The organism is Phytohabitans kaempferiae, assembly GCF_042433955.1.
In the GTDB taxonomy this organism is placed as follows: Bacteria; Actinomycetota; Actinomycetes; order Mycobacteriales; family Micromonosporaceae; genus Phytohabitans; species Phytohabitans kaempferiae.
Window position 1 is genome coordinate 49,055 of record NZ_JBHLUH010000068.1, and the last position, 17,088, is coordinate 66,142.

Genomic DNA, 17,088 nt, shown 5'->3' on the forward strand with positions numbered 1-17,088 from the left:
TGGGTAGGTTTGGGGCTAGACTCCCGGCATGACCGCTGTGCACACGCCCGGTGCTCCCTGGGTCGAAGACGGCGAGCTCGTCTCCACCAATCCAGCGACCGGGGCGGAGGCGGGGCGCTTCCGCGTGGCCAGCGCTGATGACGTGGCGCGAGCCGTCGAGCGGGGTCGGGAGGCCGGGCTGTGGTGGGCCGGTCTCGGCTTCGAACGGCGCAAGGAGCGGCTGCTGCGCTGGCGCGCCCTCCTCGCCCAGCAGATCACCGAGCTGGCCGAGCTGGTCAACCGCGAGTCCGGCAAGCCGGTCGCCGAGGCGATCGTCGAGGCGGTCGCGGCCATCGAGCACGTCGACTGGTCCGCCCGCAACGCGCGCCGCGTGCTCGGGCCGCGCAAGGTGCGCACCCGGCTGGTCCTCGCCGAGTTCTCGGCCCATCTCGAATACCAGCCGTTCGGCGTGGTCGGGGTCATCGGCCCGTGGAACTACCCGGTCGTGACGCCGCTCGGCTCGATCGCCTACGCGCTCGCGGCCGGCAACGCGGTGGTCTACAAGCCCAGTGAGTACACGCCGGCGGTCGGCCAGTGGCTGGTCGACTCGTTCGCCCGCGTGGTGCCGGAGCATCCGGTGTTCCAGATCGTGCACGGGCTCGGTGACGTGGGGGCGGCGCTGTGCCGTTCCGGCGTTGGCAAGGTGGCCTTCACCGGCTCGACCGCCACCGCGCGCAAGGTGATGGGCGCCTGCGCGGAGTCGCTCACGCCGGTGCTGATGGAGGCCGGCGGCAAAGACGCGATGATCGTCGACAGCGACGCCGACCTCGACGGCGCGGCCGAGGCGGCGGTCTGGGGCGGGCTCACCAACGCCGGCCAGACCTGCATCGGCATCGAGCGTGTCTACGCGGTCGAGCCGGTCTACGACGCGTTCGTCGCCAAGGTGGTCGAGCGCGCCGGGAAGCTCACCGTGGGCCCGGGCGGCGGGGCGGACATCGGCCCGATCACGATGCCCGCGCAGGTCGACATCATCCGCCGTCACATCGACGACGCGCTCGCCCGGGGCGGGCGGGCCGTGCTGGGCGGGCCCGAGGCGGTCCAGCCGCCGTACGTGAAGCCGACCGTCCTCGTCGACGTACCAGAAGACTCGGCGGCCGTGCGGGAGGAGACCTTCGGCCCGACGCTCACCATCCGGCGCGTGCGTGACGCCGAGGAGGCGGTCGAACTGGCCAACGCCGTGCCGTACGGGCTGGGCAGCTCGGTCTTCGGCAAGCGGCGCGCGGTGGCCATCGCCCGGCGGCTGCGCTCTGGCATGAGCGCGATCAACTCGGCGCTCACCTTCGTGGGCATGTCCACGCTGCCATTCGGCGGGGTCGGCGAGTCCGGCTTCGGGCGGATCCACGGCGACGACGGGCTGCGCGAGTTCGGCCGGGCCAAGGCGATCACCCGGCGGCGTGGCCCGTCGGTGCTGCCGGCGCAGACGTTCGAGCGCACGCCCAATGACGTCGCCCGCATCGTCAAGGTGGTCAAGCTGCTCTACGGCCGCACCAGGTAGCGGGAACGCACCACCATCCACCGCCGCCGAAGGAGCCATGAGACGTGCGGCTGTGATTCTGGCGGCGATGGCGATGGCCGGCTGGCCGGCCATGCCTTTATGAAACGGGCTTCAGTCGCGAGGGCGGCCGGCGTGGGTCGCCAGCTGGTCGAGGCCGCTGATGATGCCGCCGGCCAGGTCGCCACCGCCAAACGCGGCGACCATCGACAGCGCGGCCAGCTTGGCGTCGCGGTCGAGGATGCGCTTGCGGGCCACCGCGCCGGTGATGATCTCCAGCGCGCGCTGGTTGGGCGACACGGCGATCAGCACCGAGCGGTCCGGGTCGGCGAGCTGGGCGTGCAGCTTCTCCGCGTGGCCGCGCACCGGCTCGTCGAGGTCTCCGATGTAGACGCTGAAGGTCAGCCCCGTGGAGCGGTCGGCCACTCGCAGCGCGTCGTCGAGGCGGAGCAGCTGCCGCGTGTTGAACGGGCCGTCGAGCACCCCGTGCCGCACCGTCGTGCCGCCTCCGGCCGGCTTGTCACCACCGGTCACTTGCGCCTCCCGTCGCGCCGACCCGGGTCGGCGCCGCTACGAGCTCGCCGCCCTTTTCCGCCGAAGGCCCGGCCGGCAGCGCCGCGTGCGACGGCTCGGCGGGCAGCTCCCCTTGCGGAACGTGAGAGCCAGAAATCTGGGCACCGGCCAGCTGCTCCGGGGCGGCGAGGAACCACACCGGGGCGAAGTCGAACGGCCGGCCCGGGCGGTAGCGCTTGGCGCCGTGGCCGCCACCGAGGGCGGCCAGCCCGGAGATCACGAGCACGATCGCCAGCGGTATGCCGGCGAAGACCAGCACCGTCTCGGTTACAGACACGGACAACACTCCTGACTCAGACGCCGTTCACGGTAGCGGAGGGCCTCTCCCGCCAGATCTCGGGGTGCCGATCACCCCATCCGAGGGCCGCCTCCAGCTCGGCGGCAACCGCCAGCAGGAGCCCGTCTTCGCCTGGGCGGCCGGTCAGGAGCGCGCCCACGGGCATCCCGTCGACCAGGGTGACCGGGAGCGAGACCGAGGGCTGGCCAGTGACATTGAACACCGCGCAGTACGGCGACAGGCGCCGCTGCATGTCGAAGTCGAGTGCCGGGTCACCGGCCTCGGTGAACGAGCCGACCCGGGCCTGCGGCGTGGCCAGCGTGGGGCAGAGCAGCAGGTCGTAGCCCTTGGTGGCGCGCATCCCCCAGCGCACCTGCGCCTGGAGCTCGGAGAGCGTGGTCATGAGCTGGGACACGGTCACCGCCGCGCCGCGCTCGCGCATCAGCCGGGTCAGCGGCAGCAGGTCGCCCTCACGCTCAGCCGGTACGGGGGCGAGCGCCAGCACGTACCAGAGGGTCTCGAAGAGCGGCCAGACCTCGGGGCCGAGTGGCGCCGCGACCTCGTCCACCTCGTGGCCGGCCGCGGCCAGCGCGGCGGCTGCGGCATCGACGGCGCCGACGCACGCGGGGTCGACCGGCTGGTCGCCGGCGAGCATCGGCGTGGTGAAGCGGCCGACCCGCAGCCGCGCCCCGGGGCGACGGGCCGCGGCCAGGTAGCCGCCATCGGGCGGTGGCGGGGCGAGGTAGGGCTCGCCGGGGAGGTAGCCGGCCATCGCGTCGAGCATGGCCGCGGCGTCGGTCACTGTGCGGGCCAGCGGGCCGTGCGTGGGCAGGCCGAACGCGCCCGAGCCGATCGGGCCGCCGGAGACCACGCCCCGGCTGGGCTTGAAGCCGACCAGCCCGCACATCGCGGACGGGATGCGCACCGAGCCGCCGCCGTCGGAGCCTTGCGCGAGCGGCACCAGCCCGGCCGCCACCGCCGCGGCCGCGCCGCCGCTGGAGCCGCCGGCGGTGTACTCAAGCCCCCAGGGGTTGCGCGCGGGCGGGGCGACCGCTCCCTCGGAGTAGAGCGAGGCGCCCAGCTCGGAGGTGGTGGTCTTGCCGAGGCTGACCGTGCCGGCGGCGCGAAGCAGGGCCACCACGTCGGCGTCGAGCGGAGGCACGAAGTCGGCGAACACGGCCGAGCCGAACGTCGTACGCACGCCGGCCGTCATCGTCAGGTCTTTGATCGCCGTGGGCACGCCGTGCAACGGCCCCCGCCCCTCGAACTGCGCCTCGTCGGCCGCCTTCGCCTGGTCGCGGGCCAGGTCGGCGGTCACGGTGACGAACGCCCCCACCGTGTCGCCGTGCGCCTCGATCCGGGCCAAATAGTGCTCGACCAGCTCGACGCTGGACAGCTCGCGCCGGCGGATCGCTTCGGCCTGCTCAAGGGCGGTGAGGTCGTGCGGTTCAGCCATGACCCCTAGTTTGTATCGCGTGGCCGACTTTCTCGCCCAGGCGCGCGAACTCGACGCCGCCGACCCGCTGGCCGCCTTCCGCGATCGGTTCGTCATCCCCGACGAGCGCCTCGTGTACCTCGACGGCAACTCACTGGGCCGGCTTCCCACGTCCACAAGGGAGCGGCTACACCGGGCGATCGACGAGTGGGGCGCCGACCTGATCCGCGGCTGGGACCGGTGGATCACGCTGGCCCGCGAGGTCGGCGACGTGCTCGCGACCGGCGTGCTGGAGGCGGCGCCGGGCGAGGTGGTGCTCTCCGACTCCACCAGCGTCAACCTGTACAAGCTCGCCGACGCGGCCTGCGCCGCTCGCCCCGGTCGCCGCGTGATCGTCACCGACGACGACAACTTCCCCACCGACCGGTACATCCTGCAAGGGCTGGCCGAGGCGCGCGGGCTGGAGCTGCGCGTCGTGAAGACCGACATCGACCTGGGCGTCTCGGTCGAGTCGGTGCGCGAAGCGCTGGACGAGGATGTGGCGCTCGTCTCGCTCTCCCACGTCGCCTACCGCTCCGGCGCGGTCGCCGACATGGCCGCGGTCACGGCCGCCGCCCACGCGGTGGGCGCGCTCACGCTCTGGGACCTCAGCCACTCGGCCGGCGCGGTCCGCGTGCCGTTGCGCTCCGCCGGGGTCGATCTCGCCACCGGATGTACGTACAAGCACCTCAACGCCGGGCCCGGTGCGCCCGCCTTCCTGTTCGTACGGGCCGGCCTCCAGCGCGAGCTGCGCCAGCCGATCTGGGGGTGGTTCGGGCAGCGGGAGCAGTTCGACATGGGCGCCGCCTACGACCCGGTGGAGACGCTCGACCGCTTCCAGGTGGGTACGCCGCCGGTGCTGGGGGCGTACGCGGCGCTGGAGGGCGCGCGACTCACGGCCGAGGCGGGCATCGGGGCGGTGGCGGAGAAGGGGGCGGCGCTCGGGGCGTACGCGATCGAGGTGTGCGACGCGTGGCTGGCGCCGTACGGCTTCGCGCTCGCCTCGCCACGCTCGGGTACGCGCCGCGGCGGTCACGTGACGCTCCACCATCCGCGGGCGTGGCAGTTCAGCCAGGCGTTGCGGGCCGCCGGCGTCGTACCGGACTTCCGCACGCCCGACCGGCTGCGGCTCGGCTTCGGCACGCTGTACACGCGCTTCGCCGACGTGTACGCCGGGCTCGCCTGCCTGCGCGACATCGCCGCGAGTGGTTCACACCGGGAATTTCCCGAGCAGCACGCAAGGGTAACTTGACCGTTTTTCTCTAATTTGTCGCGACCGAGTGCGAAGATCATCTCATGAGGGCTTTCACTGTGGGCCGCTCCGCCGCGGCCCTGGGCATGGCAGCCATGGCCGGCCTGGTCCTGCCCACCCCCGCCTACGCCGACGGCGCCTGGGTCGAGGTCAACCCGAGCAGCATCCAGGCCGGCTACCGGATCGGCCTCCGCGGCAGCTGCCAGGAGAACCTGAACAACGCGGTCGCGAAGTCGAAGGCGTTCGGCGAGGTCAGGATGGCGCCCGAGCACGGGTTCGTGGTCGCCGCGGTCACGATCCCCAGCGGGACCAAGCCGGGCGACTACGAGGTCAAGCTCTCCTGCGCCAACGGCAGCACGGCGACCACCACCATGTACGTCCTCGGCATGCAGCACCCCACCAAGGGCCCGGCAACGGGCGGCGGCGGTACGGCCGGCGGCGCGAGCACCCCCCTGGTGCTCACCGGCGGCGGCCTGGCCGCCCTGGTGGCCGGGGTGGGCCTGCTCGCGTACCGCCGCCGCCGCGCCTGACCTCGCGTGCCCGGGGGCACGCGCCTCCTGGCCGGGGTGCTGGTGCTGGTCGGGGCCTTCGCGGTGGGGCTCGGGCTGGGTCAGATCGAGCTGCCCTCGTGGTGGGGGCCGGAGGGCAAGCCGCCACCGCGGGAGTTTCCGGTGCTGGAGCCGAGCCGGCCGACCCGCATCGCGATCCCGTCGATCCGGCTGCGCGCGCCCGTACACGGCGTGGGGCTGGCCGATGACGGGACGATCGCCGTACCCGCGGCGACCCGGCGGCACGAGGCCGGCTGGTACGACGAGAGCCCCACGCCGGGACAGTTCGGTCCGGCGATCATCGTGGGACACGTGGACTCGCGTACCGGGCCGGCGGTCTTCCACGACCTGCGGCGCCTCCGCCCCGGCGCGACGATCGAGGTCACCCGGCGGGACCGATCGGTGGCGGTCTTCGAAGTCAACACGGTGGAGCGCTTCGGCAAGACCGACCTGCCGATGCAACGCCTGTACGCCGATTTCACCCGGCCCGGACTCCGCCTGATCACCTGCGGCGGGCGATGGGTGGGCGGCGAGACGGGGTACGAGGACAACGTCGTGGTCTTCGCCTCACTGGTACGGGCCCGGGAAGCGTGAGGCTCGCCACGCCGTGAGGGGCCGCTTCGCGGACCTGCGCCCGCGCGAAGCACGACTGCCAAGGCGTCGGCCCTGCGCGAAGCGCGAAGCCCTGCGCGAAGCGCGAAGCCCTGCGGGGGTCGCGCCCCGCACGGCCCCAGAGACGACAAAAGCGGCGTCTACGCCGCTTCAGGGAGGTCGAGCCAGTCGGCCCAGCGTGGGTCTGGCGCGCGGTGTCCGAGCACGCGCCAGGCCATCCCTTTCGGCGCCGCGGGCAGCGCGTGCAACCGCCAACCGAGCTCCGCCGGCGTGCGGTCGCCTTTGGTGTGGTTGCACTTGGCGCAGGCGGCCACGACGTTTTCCCAGGCGTGCCGCCCGCCGCGGCTGCGCGGGAAGACGTGGTCGATGGTCTCGGCCGGCCCCCGGCAGTAGGCGCAGCGCCAGCCGTCACGGGCGAAGATGGCCCGCCGGGAGAGCCCGACGTGACTGCGGTAGGGCACGCGGACGTATCGGGTCAGCCGCACCACCGATGGCACCGGCAGATCATGGCGGGCGCTGTGCAGGATGCCCTCACCGTCGGCGACGCAGACCGCCTTCGCGGACAGGACGAGGATCGCGGCTCTTCGCACTGACACGACACACAGCGGCTCGTAAGTGGCATTGAGGACTAATGCTCCCGAGCCCACCGAGGGTCGTATGTCAGGCATCGCGTTCACCTCTCCAGGTCCTGCAGACCAGCTCCCTGTCAGCCCAGCCCGCCGCGGGCCGTCGGTGACCGCGGCCGACGCCGGCAGATCACCGGCGTCCGTGCGCCAATAGTCCCCGATGGGTAGGAGAAATGCACGTACTATTCGGGGCCTACCTCGTGAAGCTTAGGTTTCCCATGGCAAGATGACCGGTTTATCCGGTGAGAAGGTCCGCACCCCGGCCGACCCCGAGATGCCTCCACGCCCGCAGTACGGTACGAAGGCACACGTGATTGCCGCCCTGGATGCCGAGCCGAGCCCGGAGACGTCACCGACCGTAGGCGTCGACTGCAGCGAAGACCCGCTGTGCCAGCAGATGCTCGACTGGACCGGCAACGGATGGCTGGCCGAGAGCAGCTTCTGGCTCATCGTCAAGCCGTTCCGCATCCTCCTGATCCTGCTGGTCGCGCTGCTCATCCGGTGGGCCGTGCACCGCATGATCAAGCGGCTGGTCCGCACGTCGACGCACACCTCCGTGCCGACCATCCTCAAGCCCCTGCGCGAGCGGATCCCGAACGCCCCGACCGACCCGACCGCGGTTGTGCCGGAGCGGCGCCGCCAGCGGGCCGAGGCGATCGGCTCGGTGCTGCGCAGCGCGGTCACCGCGGTCGTCTTCTCGATCGCCGTACTCCTCGTCCTCTCCGAGCTCAACTTCAACCTGGCGCCGCTCCTCGCCAGCGCGGGCATCGCCGGCGTCGCGCTCGGCTTCGGCGCCCAGTCGCTGGTGAAGGACGTCCTCTCCGGCGTCTTCATGCTGCTCGAAGACCAGTACGGCGTCGGCGACACCGTCGACCTGGGCGAGGCGACCGGCGTCGTGGAGGCGGTGGGGCTGCGCATCACCACGGTCCGGGACGGGCGGGGCGTGCTCTGGTACATCCGCAACGGCGAGATCATCCGGGTCGGCAACAAGAGCCAGGGCTGGGCGATGGTGATCGTGGACATGCCGATCGGCTTCGCCGGCGTCGAGGAGGCCACCGCGGTCATGCGCGCCGCCGCCGCCGAGGTCGCCGCCGACCCCGACCTCGCGGCGCACTTCGTCGAGCCGCCGGACGTACTGGGCGTGGAGCAGATCACTGTGGACGGTGCGGTGATCCGTACGGTCGCGAAGACCACCTCGGACGGGCAGTTCGACGTGGGGCGCGAGCTACGCCGCCGGCTGTCCGAGGCACTGGACACCTCCGGCATCACCGCCCGGATCGCCGCCGGACGCATGTTCCCCCGCCCGGCGGCCGGCAACGGCGAGGCCGACAACCGGGGCGGCGCCACCTAGGGACTGGTCCGAGCCGAGGCGGCGCACCGTGCCGCCAGCCGCCGTCCGGGCCCGTCGCAGGCCAGCGATGCTTTGTGAAACGGGCCCTCGTTCGAAGCGCACAGCACGGACGAGGGAACCGTGGTGCACGGGTCGCGCGCCAGGTGGAGGGTCAGGTATCGTCCGTTCGTTCAGTCGTCGAGGCGACCGACTACCCGTTCGCCCTAGCGAGTTGTCAGACGATCGGGCAGAATTCGTGCAAGGCTCCATGGCGGAGCGTCACGACGAACTCGCCTTTCCGTCTAGATGGCGTTCCCCGGCGGAGTCATCACAAGTGACTGCCGGACGGGACGATGGAGGCTCCCGGTGTCCGACGAGGCACGCGCCGCCGAACGGCAGGCCACCTTCCGTGAGGTGTTCAGCCAGCCCGAGTACCGAGCGGTCTTCGTGGCGAGCGCGCTGTCCTGGTTCGGTGACTACATCGCCAAGGCCGCCGTCACCGTGCTCGTCTACGAGCAGACACAGTCCGTGGCGATGTCGGCTGCCGCGTTCGCGGTCAGCTATCTGCCGTGGCTGCTGGGCGGGCCGGTCCTGGCCACGATCGCCGAGCGCTACCCCTACCGCACGGTCATGGTCAGCGCCGATCTGGTCCGGATGGTGCTGGTCGGCGCGATCGCACTGATCGAGATGCCGGCGCCGGTCGTGCTCGTCGTGATCTTCCTGTGCACGCTCGCCAACCCGCCGTCGCAGGCCTCCCGCTCGGCACTGCTGCCGCTGATCCTCGCCGGCGACCGACTCGTGGTGGGCCTCTCGGTCAACCTCACCACCGGCCAGGCCGCCCAGGTCGCCGGCTACCTCGCCGGTGCCGCCATCGCCGCGGTCAACCCGCGGCTCGCGCTCGCCATCGACGCCTGCACCTACGCCTTGTCCGCAGTGATCATCCGCCTCGGCGTGCGCCCCCGGCCGTCCGCGATGACTCCGGCCCACCGCAGCCACCTCTTCCGCGAGACCGCCGACGGCTTCCGGATCGTCTTCGGCACGCCGGTGCTGCGCGCGATCGCGGTGCTGGTCTTCGCCGCCATGCTCTTCGCGATCGTGCCAGAGGGCCTCGCCGCCGCCTGGGCCGCCACGCTCGGTGCCACCGAGGCGGAGCGCGGCGTCTCCCAGGGCCTGATCATGGCGGCCAGCCCCGCCGGCTTCATCATCGGCGGACTGGTCACCGCACGGCTGCTCCGCCCCGACCTACGGCGCGCGCTGATCCGGCCGTTCGCGGTGATGGCGCCGCTCTCGCTCGTACCCGCGCTGTTGGGTCCCGACGCGGTGGGCATCGCGGTGATGGCCGCGGTCTGCGGCTTCGCCGTCGCCGGCATGATGCCGGCGGTCAACGGCCTGTTCGTCCAGGCGCTGCCGCACGGTTTCCGGGCTCGCGCATTCGGCGTGATGCAGAGCGGCACGCAGGTCATGCAGGGCGCGGCGGTGCTGGTCACCGGCGTGCTCGCCGAGCACAACCCGATCTCCCACGTGGTCGGGCTCTGGAGCCTCGCCGGCGTGGTGCTCATCCTGATCGCGTCGACCCAGTGGCCCAGCGCCGACCGGTTCAACGCGATGGTGGCCGCCGCCGCGCGCACGCAGGCCGGCACCGCGCCCCCGCAGGAGACCATCGACGAGCCGGCCCGGCAAAACGGCGCCCACCAGGGTGACGCTCGTGACGTGGTCGAGCAGGTAAGGCTCCCTGGCAAGATAGAGCGGTGAACTTCTTCGACGCGGTCGGCGGCGAGCCGACCTTCCGAAAGCTGGTCGACGAGTTCTACGCGGGGGTGGCCACCGATCCACTGCTCCGCCCGATGTACCCGGAGGAGGATCTCGGGCCGGCGGCTGATCGGCTGACCCTCTTCCTGATCCAGTACTGGGGCGGCCCCAACACGTACTCGGCGCAGCGGGGCCACCCGCGGCTGCGGATGCGCCACGCGCCGTTCCGCGTGGGTCCGGCCGAGCGTGACGCCTGGCTGCACCACATGCGCCGGGCGGTGGACAGCCTCGACCTCTCCGCCGACCTGCACACGACGCTCTGGGACTACCTGGAGCGGGCGGCGTACTTCATGGTCAACACCATGGACGACGGGCCGGCGGGTCCAGCCGGTCCGACAAATGGGCTGAAGACCGCATAACAGCGCACCTGCCTCGGTCGTTGGTCAACTCGTACCCCAACGCCGACCGCCGAGGGAGATCATGCGCCGCCGCCTGTTCGCCGCCGTCACCATAGCCGTCGCGACCCTGGCCGGGGTCGTACCGGCCGTCGCCCAGGTCGCCCAGCCGACCGTCGTGTCCGCCGATCCGGTCGACTGGACGCCGCACGTGCTCGACGGCACCGTGCACGCGATCGCCGTGGTCGGAGACACCGTCGTCGTCGGCGGCACGTTCTCCGCCGTGGCCAGCGTGGACGGCCTCCGGTACCGGCGCGACTACCTCTTGGCGTTCAGCGCGGTCGACGGCAGGCTGCACCGCTTCGCGCCCCGGCTGGACGGCCCGGTGTACGCCCTCGCGGCCGGCCCGGACGGCACGGTCTACGTGGGCGGCGCCTTCCGTACGGTCAACGGCGTCGCCCAGCGCGGCCTCGCCCGCCTCTCCGTCGAGAGCGGCGCGCGTGTGACCGGCTTCACCGCGAGCATCAACTGGGGCGACGTACGGACGCTCGCCACGCACGGGCAGTGGCTCTACGCGGGCGGCACGTTCTCCGCGGTCAACCGCGTACCCCGGATCGCGCTCGCCCGCCTCAACGCCGGCTCGGGCGCGGTCGACAGCGGCTTCGACGCGGCGATCACCACGACCGGCGACCACCGGGTCAAGGTCGAGGACTTCGCGCTCGCGCCGGACGGGCGGCGGCTGGTGATCGCCGGCGCGTTCACGCACGTGGCCGGCGCGCCCCGGACCCAGCTCGCGCTGCTGGACACCGGCGGCCCGCGCGCGGTCGTGGCCAACTGGTACACCGACGCGTACCGGGGCAGCTGCGACGCCGCCTACGACACGTACCTGCGCGGGGTCGACTTCGCGCCGGACGGCTCGTACTTCGCGGTGGTGACCACCGGCAACGGCGCCGGCCCGACCCGCATGTGCGACACGGCGGCCCGCTTCGACGTGGCCGGGGCCGGCGCGCACAGGCCGGTGTGGGTCAACCACACCGGCGGCAACACGCTGCTGGCGGTGGCGGTGACGGGCAGCGCGGTCTACGTCGGCGGGCACCAGCAGTGGCTGGACAACCCGCACGGCAACAAGACCGCCGGCCCGGGAGCGGTGCCCCGCCCGGGCATCGGGGCGATCGACCCGCGCAGCGGCAAGGCACTCTCGTGGAACCCGACCCGCAGCCGGGGCGTGGGCGTGCGCGCCTTCCTGGCGACGGGGAGCGGCCTGTGGGTCGGCTCGGACACCGACCGGCTGGGCAACGAATACCACGGCCGGATCGGGATGTTCCCGCTGCCGTAGGGCCGTGCGCATTTGCCCGCGGCCACCTCGGACGCCACAGGCGTCACGACCTGCGGGCGTCACGACCTGCGGGCGTCACGACCTGCGGGCGTCATGAGCCGGCAGGCGGACCAGGACGCGGGATCGCGAGGCTGGGCCGCCTCAGAGCAGGGCGCCCTCGTCGTGCAGCCAGTCGACGAACGAGGTCGCCACCGCCGCGCCGCAGTCGAGCAACTCCACCACAAGCGCGTCGTGGGCGCCGGCGCTCAACGGCACCTGGAGCTCGGCGTAGATGGGAAGCTGGCCGCGCTCGGTGGGGTCGCCGACATACGCCTTGCAGAAGCGGCGCGTGTGATTCCACTCGTTGACCACGCGGTAGGCACGATCGGCCCAGTCGGGCGGCACTGTCGAGTGTGGACGGGCGCGCATCACGAGGATCTCGTCGTCGGGGCCCTCGAGCGTGAAGAGCACCGCGTGCCGCTCCCACATCGCCAGCAGGCTGCCGTCGCCGTCGGCGAGGTAGCGCACGTCGAGCAGGTCGAGGGCCTCACCGATGCGGCGGAGTGTGACGGGCGCTACCTTGACCGGCATCTCATCGTCCATGCTGGACAGATCGGAGGGCACCGTGATGTGCTGCCCCGCCTCGCGCTGAGCCGGGACGCCGACGCGGACCTTGCCCGGCAGGGTCGTGCGCTTGCCGCTGCCGCCGGACGGCCGCGGCGCACCGCCTTGCCGTGGAGCGCTCCCCGAACTCGCCGCCTCCGGCTCCTCCCCGATGGCTCCCTGGGTCACGCTCGGCCTCTCCAGCCTTCCGCCACCGGTGTGACCGGGGCGCCATTGCCACCACGGCATCGCTCGTGCACCTCACTCCCCAGCGGATCCAGCCGCCTACGTTGCGTTGGACCCGACGCACGACGGTACCCGGACAGCCGGCTTCAGGCATCCCCCCAACGACCGCCCCAGGCCAGAAAGATGATGCGGCATCAGCCGTTCGTATGAGCTGCGGCTGGTCGTACCGCGAATTGACTCACGGGAAGTAGCCAGGCCACACCGTATGGTGCCACCAACCCAACCCACCGGCCGACCGTCTGTACGCGCACTTCGCCTACCGGTACGGTGACCACTTCACCGGCAGCCGGGGCCGAACGGCCGAGAAAGCCCATCCGTACGACAGCCTGGATCAGCCTTTGCGGCACCTCGACCCGGGACTCCCCGTCGGTGACCAGGATCGCCACATGATCGAGCAAAGCATCCCGCAACGCCCGCTGTCCGACCGCGCGACCGCCGACCCCCTCGGTGCTGGCTGTACGGAGCGTGCCCGCCGCCGCGGCCGCGATGCGGTGCACCTCGGCCCCCGGCACGCTCTCCACGACGCGCGCGCCGGCGGGCGGGAGCGGCCACCGCCACTGCTGGTCGCGCCGCTGCGGGAGCGCGTCACCGCCCCGCCCGATCTCGGCCAACAGGTCGGCGGCGGAGACGGTGGCGTCCTCCGGCCCGGACCCCTCGACCGTGCGGCTGACGAGCACCGCCCACGGCAGCCTGGCCCAGAGCGTCACGCGGTCGCCGGTGCTCTTGAGGCGCACCACCGCCCCGGGGTCCAGCCGGGTCAGCCGGGCGAGGAAGGCGCCCGCGTCCTGCGCGCCGATCCTCATCGGTAGCCGCTCAGGAAGGCCCGCTCGGCCTCCGTGAGCCGGCGGGGGCGCTGTTTCTTCAGGTCGTACGGGGCGCACACGGTGCGGGCGCGACTGGCCAGGACCTCGCCGTCGAAGAGCTCGTACGCGACGGTGAAGCGCGCCGCCCGGATGTCCTCGATCCACGACTCGATGCGCACCGGGTCGCCGTAGTCGACCGGCCGCAGGTAGTCGATCTCGTGGCGGGCGATGATCACGCCCTCCTCCAGCGAGGTCACGCCGGCCTCCCGGGCGCCGACGAACATCATCGCCACCCGGGCCTCCTCGTACAGAGTGAGGAACCGCGCGTTGTTGACGTGCCCGTACGCGTCCATGTCGGACCACCGCACGGGACAGTGGTAGATGAACCGGTCAGTCACGAGTGAGCTTGCGGTAGGTCACTCGGTGCGGCCGCGCCGCCTCCGCGCCCAGCCGGTCGATCTTGTTCTTCTCGTACGCCTCGAAGTTGCCCTCGAACCAGAACCACTTCGCCGGGTCCTCGTCGTCGCCTTCCCAGGCCAGGATGTGCGTGGCCACACGGTCCAGGAACATCCGGTCGTGGGAGATGACCACGGCGCAGCCGGGAAACTCCAGCAGTGCGTTTTCCAGGCTGGAGAGCGTCTCGACGTCGAGGTCGTTGGTCGGCTCGTCGAGCAGGATCACGTTGCCGCCGATCTTCAGCGTCAGCGCGAGGTTGAGGCGGTTGCGCTCGCCACCGGAGAGCACCTTGGTCGGCTTCTGCTGGTCGGGACCCTTGAAGCCGAAGGCCGCCACGTACGCCCGGGAGGGCATCTCGACCTTGCCCACCATGAGGTGGTCGAGCCCGTCGGAGACGACCTCCCACACGGTCTTGTCGCCGGCCAGGCCCTGCCGGTTCTGGTCGACGTACGACAGCTGCACCGTCTCGCCGACCTTCACCGCGCCCTTGTCGGGCTGCTCCATGCCCACGATCGTCTTGAAGAGCGTGGTCTTGCCGACGCCGTTGGGGCCGATGATGCCGACGATGCCGTTACGCGGCAGCGAGAAGGAGAGGCCGTCGATCAGCACGCGGTCGCCGAAGCCCTTGACCAGCCCCTGCGCCTCGATCACCGTGTTGCCCAGGCGCGGGCCCGGTGGGATCTGGATCTCCTCGAAGTCGAGCTTGCGGGTCTTCTCCGCCTCGGTGGCCATCTCCTCGTAGCGATCGAGGCGGGCCCGCGACTTGGTCTGCCGGGCCTTGGCGTTGGAGCGGACCCACTCCAGCTCCTCGGAGAGGCGCTTCTTGAGCTTGGCGTCCCGGCGCCCCTCGACCGCCAGCCGGGCGGCCTTCTTCTCCAGGTAGGTGGAGTAGTTGCCCTCGTAGCCGATCGCGCGGCCACGGTCGAGCTCAAGGATCCAGCCGGCGACGTTGTCGAGGAAGTAACGGTCGTGCGTGATCGCCAGCACCGTGCCCGCGTACTTGGCCAGGTGCTGCTCCAGCCACTGCACGCTCTCCGCGTCGAGGTGGTTGGTGGGCTCGTCGAGCAGCAGGAGGTCGGGCGCCTCGAGCAGCAGCTTGCAGAGCGCCACGCGGCGCCGCTCACCACCGGAGAGGGTGGTCACGTCGGCATCCGGCGGGGGGCAGCGGAGGGCGTCCATCGCCAACTCCAGCTTGGAGTCGATGTCCCACGCGTCGGCGTGGTCGAGCTCCTCCTGGAGGCGCCCCATCTCCTCCATCAGCTCGTCGGAGTAGTCGGTGGCCATCTGCTCGGCGATCTTGTTGAACCGCTCCAGCCTGGCCTTCGTCTCCGCGACCGCCTCCTCGATGTTGCCGAGCACGGTCTTCGCGTCGTTGAGCGGCGGCTCCTGCGACAGCAGCCCCACGGTGAAGCCGGGCATCAGCCGGGCCTCGCCGTTGCTGGGCCGGTCGAGCCCCGCCATGATCTTGAGAAGGCTCGACTTACCTGCGCCATTCGGCCCGACCACACCGATTTTGGCGCCCGGCAGGAAGCTCAGCGTCACGTTGTCGAGCACGACCTTGTCGCCGTGCGCCTTGCGCGCCTTTTCCAGGACGTAGATGTACTGGGCCACGGTGCGGCCTACCTCCAATGGATCGTGCGGTCTGCTCGGGCGAACGCCACCGTCAATCCTGACAGGTGCGTGAGACTCCCCACGCATCACCCCGGCGTGGGCCCGACCACAGGTGAACATACGCACGCCCATCTCTATTCCGACGTCGCCGACCTCTCCGGACGGCTCGGTCGGGCTCCGATTGGTCCTCCCACGACGCGGGGACGAAATCCCAGACCAGTAGTCTCTGCTGGGGACCCGTCGACACCGGAGGTGTACGGAGCGTGACGGTTCGTAGCTCGTTCGTCGTAGTCGCCAACCGCCTGCCCGTCGATGAGGTGACGACACCGGAGGGGCGCGGCTGGCGACGCAGCCCCGGTGGCCTGGTCACGGCCCTGCATCCGGTGCTCGCGCAGCACAAGGGCACATGGGTCGGCTGGGCAGGCGGTGTGGGCAGCGCCCCCGAGCCGTTCGACCTGGAGGGCATCCGGTTGCACCCGGTGTCGTTGAGCGCCGAGGAGCTGGAGCGCTACTACGAGGGCCAGTCCAACGCGACGATCTGGCCGCTCTACCACGACGCGGTCGAGACACCGGTCTTCAAGCGCCGCTGGCGTGAGGCGTATCGCGTGGTCAACGCCCGTTTCGCCGAGGCGGCCGCGGAGGTGGCGGCCGAGGGCGCGACGGTGTGGGTGCAGGATTACCAGCTCCAGCTCGTGCCGGCGATGCTCCGCGAGCTTCGCCCCGACCTGCGGATCGGTTTCTTCCTGCACATCCCGTTTCCGCCGATCGAGCTGTTCATGCAGATGCCGCTTCGCGCCGAGGTGCTGCGCGGGCTGCTCGGCGCCGATCTGGTCGGGTTCCAGCAGCGGCTCGCCGCGCAAAACTTCGTCCGGCTCGCCCGTCACCTGCTCGGCCTCCGCTACGAGGGGCAGACGATCGAGGTCGACGGGCGTCGGGTCAAGGCCGGCGCGTTCCCGATCTCGATCGACGTGGCCGAGATGGAGCGGATGGCGGCCGACCCGATGGTGCAGGCCCGCGCCAAGCAGATCCGGGCCGAGCTGGGCGACCCCAAGACGGTCGTGCTCGGCGTCGACCGGCTCGACTACACCAAGGGCATCGAGCGGCGGCTCAAGGCGTTTCGCGAGCTGCTCGCCGACGGCAAGCTGAGCGTCCCCGACGCGGTGATGGTGCAGGTGGCCACGCCGAGCCGCGAGCGCGTCGAGCACTACCAGGCGCTGCGGGTGAAGGTAGAGCGTGAGGTGGGCCGGATCAACGGCGAGTTCGGGCGGGTCGGCGTGCCGGCGGTGCACTACCTCCACCAGTCGTACAGCCGGAGCGAGTTGGCCGCCCTCTACTGCGCCGCCGACGTGATGATGGTCACTCCGCTGCGCGACGGCATGAACCTGGTCGCCAAGGAGTACGTCGCCTGCCGCGCCGACACCGGCGGTGCGCTGGTGCTGAGCGAGTTCGCCGGGGCGGCGAGCGAGCTGCGGCAGGCGTTCCTGTGCAACCCGCACGACCCGGAAGGAGTCAAGGACGCCCTGCTCAGGGCCGTGCACGTCGACACCGTGGAGGCCCGGCGGCGGATGCGGATCATGCAACGCCACCTCCGCACGCACGATGTGGGGCAATGGGCACGGTCGTTCCTCAACGAACTGGGAGTGCCCGAGGCGGCCTGACGCGCTTCCCCGGGCACGAACGGGGCGAA

17 protein-coding genes are annotated in these 17,088 nt (G+C 71.6%); 9 read left to right on the forward strand and 8 right to left on the reverse strand.

All coding sequences use genetic code 11. The features are described from left to right. Nucleotides 1-28 precede the first annotated feature (28 nt). On the forward strand, nucleotides 29-1,534 hold the full coding sequence (locus ACFFIA_RS31565; protein WP_377257827.1) for an aldehyde dehydrogenase family protein: 1,506 nt from the start codon (nucleotides 29-31) through the stop codon (nucleotides 1,532-1,534). Nucleotides 1,535-1,645: 111 nt separating this feature from the next. Here the strand turns inward: ACFFIA_RS31565 and ACFFIA_RS31570 are convergent, their stop codons facing one another. From ACFFIA_RS31570 to ACFFIA_RS31580, 3 genes are read right to left on the reverse strand one after another with little or no spacing between them, the layout of a single operon-like run. Then, the gene (locus ACFFIA_RS31570) at nucleotides 1,646-2,065 is read right to left on the reverse strand and encodes a DUF5130 family protein (protein WP_377257829.1); all 420 of its coding nucleotides are present in this window, start codon (nucleotides 2,063-2,065) and stop codon (nucleotides 1,646-1,648) included. Next, entirely contained in the window at nucleotides 2,052-2,381 is a 330-nt protein-coding gene (gene ctaJ / locus ACFFIA_RS31575; protein ID WP_446686989.1) for an aa3-type cytochrome oxidase subunit CtaJ, read from the reverse strand. Before ctaJ ends, ACFFIA_RS31570 begins: the two co-directional genes overlap by 14 nt. Nucleotides 2,382-2,397: 16 nt before the next feature. Next, nucleotides 2,398-3,837, reverse strand: a complete 1,440-nt coding sequence (locus tag ACFFIA_RS31580) for an amidase (protein ID WP_377257831.1) — start codon at nucleotides 3,835-3,837, stop codon at nucleotides 2,398-2,400. Between ACFFIA_RS31580 and kynU the strand changes: the two genes are divergently transcribed. From kynU to ACFFIA_RS31595, 3 genes are read left to right on the forward strand one after another with little or no spacing between them, the layout of a single operon-like run. After that, entirely contained in the window at nucleotides 3,836-5,107 is a 1,272-nt protein-coding gene (gene kynU / locus ACFFIA_RS31585; protein ID WP_377257833.1) for a kynureninase, read from the forward strand. The two genes, ACFFIA_RS31580 and kynU, sit on opposite strands and share 2 nt — an antisense overlap. Before the next feature lie 44 nt (nucleotides 5,108-5,151). After that, complete coding sequence (locus ACFFIA_RS31590) at nucleotides 5,152-5,637, forward strand: GVDTG sorting domain-containing protein (protein WP_377257835.1); 486 nt, start codon at nucleotides 5,152-5,154, stop codon at nucleotides 5,635-5,637. A gap of 6 nt (nucleotides 5,638-5,643) precedes the next feature. Further along, nucleotides 5,644-6,249, forward strand: coding sequence for a class F sortase (locus ACFFIA_RS31595; RefSeq protein WP_377257837.1), 606 nt, complete (start codon nucleotides 5,644-5,646; stop codon nucleotides 6,247-6,249). Nucleotides 6,250-6,407: 158 nt separating this feature from the next. Here ACFFIA_RS31595 and ACFFIA_RS31600 read toward each other — a convergent pair whose 3' ends face one another. Further along, nucleotides 6,408-6,935: an HNH endonuclease gene (locus ACFFIA_RS31600; protein WP_377257839.1), complete on the reverse strand. Its 528-nt coding sequence runs from the start codon at nucleotides 6,933-6,935 to the stop codon at nucleotides 6,408-6,410. Nucleotides 6,936-7,167: 232 nt separating this feature from the next. Between ACFFIA_RS31600 and ACFFIA_RS31605 the strand changes: the two genes are divergently transcribed. The 4 genes from ACFFIA_RS31605 to ACFFIA_RS31620 all read left to right on the forward strand — a co-directional run bounded on the left by ACFFIA_RS31605 (nucleotide 7,168) and on the right by ACFFIA_RS31620 (nucleotide 11,703). Next, the gene (locus ACFFIA_RS31605; RefSeq protein ID WP_377258161.1) at nucleotides 7,168-8,244 is read left to right on the forward strand and encodes a mechanosensitive ion channel family protein; all 1,077 of its coding nucleotides are present in this window, start codon (nucleotides 7,168-7,170) and stop codon (nucleotides 8,242-8,244) included. A gap of 285 nt (nucleotides 8,245-8,529) precedes the next feature. Continuing rightward, on the forward strand, nucleotides 8,530-9,975 hold the full coding sequence (locus ACFFIA_RS31610) for an MFS transporter (protein ID WP_377257841.1): 1,446 nt from the start codon (nucleotides 8,530-8,532) through the stop codon (nucleotides 9,973-9,975). Then, nucleotides 9,972-10,391: a globin gene (locus tag ACFFIA_RS31615; RefSeq protein ID WP_377257843.1), complete on the forward strand. Its 420-nt coding sequence runs from the start codon at nucleotides 9,972-9,974 to the stop codon at nucleotides 10,389-10,391. Before ACFFIA_RS31610 ends, ACFFIA_RS31615 begins: the two co-directional genes overlap by 4 nt. A gap of 61 nt (nucleotides 10,392-10,452) precedes the next feature. Next, nucleotides 10,453-11,703, forward strand: a complete 1,251-nt coding sequence (locus ACFFIA_RS31620; protein ID WP_377257845.1) for an NHL repeat-containing protein — start codon at nucleotides 10,453-10,455, stop codon at nucleotides 11,701-11,703. Nucleotides 11,704-11,844: 141 nt separating this feature from the next. Here ACFFIA_RS31620 and ACFFIA_RS31625 read toward each other — a convergent pair whose 3' ends face one another. The 4 genes from ACFFIA_RS31625 to ettA form a co-directional block, all read right to left on the reverse strand. Next, nucleotides 11,845-12,534, reverse strand: coding sequence for a type III secretion system chaperone family protein (locus ACFFIA_RS31625; RefSeq protein ID WP_377257847.1), 690 nt, complete (start codon nucleotides 12,532-12,534; stop codon nucleotides 11,845-11,847). A 131-nt stretch (nucleotides 12,535-12,665) separates the two neighbouring features. Beyond that, nucleotides 12,666-13,334 (reverse strand): DUF8185 domain-containing protein, encoded by a 669-nt coding sequence (locus ACFFIA_RS31630; protein WP_377257849.1) that lies wholly within the window; start codon nucleotides 13,332-13,334, stop codon nucleotides 12,666-12,668. Further along, nucleotides 13,331-13,732 (reverse strand): acyl-CoA thioesterase, encoded by a 402-nt coding sequence (locus tag ACFFIA_RS31635; protein ID WP_377257851.1) that lies wholly within the window; start codon nucleotides 13,730-13,732, stop codon nucleotides 13,331-13,333. Before ACFFIA_RS31635 ends, ACFFIA_RS31630 begins: the two co-directional genes overlap by 4 nt. Then, entirely contained in the window at nucleotides 13,725-15,401 is a 1,677-nt protein-coding gene (gene ettA, locus ACFFIA_RS31640; protein ID WP_377257853.1) for an energy-dependent translational throttle protein EttA, read from the reverse strand. Before ettA ends, ACFFIA_RS31635 begins: the two co-directional genes overlap by 8 nt. 263 nt (nucleotides 15,402-15,664) lie before the next feature. Between ettA and ACFFIA_RS31645 the strand changes: the two genes are divergently transcribed. Beyond that, nucleotides 15,665-17,059, forward strand: a complete 1,395-nt coding sequence (locus ACFFIA_RS31645) for an alpha,alpha-trehalose-phosphate synthase (UDP-forming) (RefSeq protein ID WP_377257855.1) — start codon at nucleotides 15,665-15,667, stop codon at nucleotides 17,057-17,059. The last annotated feature ends 29 nt before the right edge of the window (nucleotides 17,060-17,088 follow it).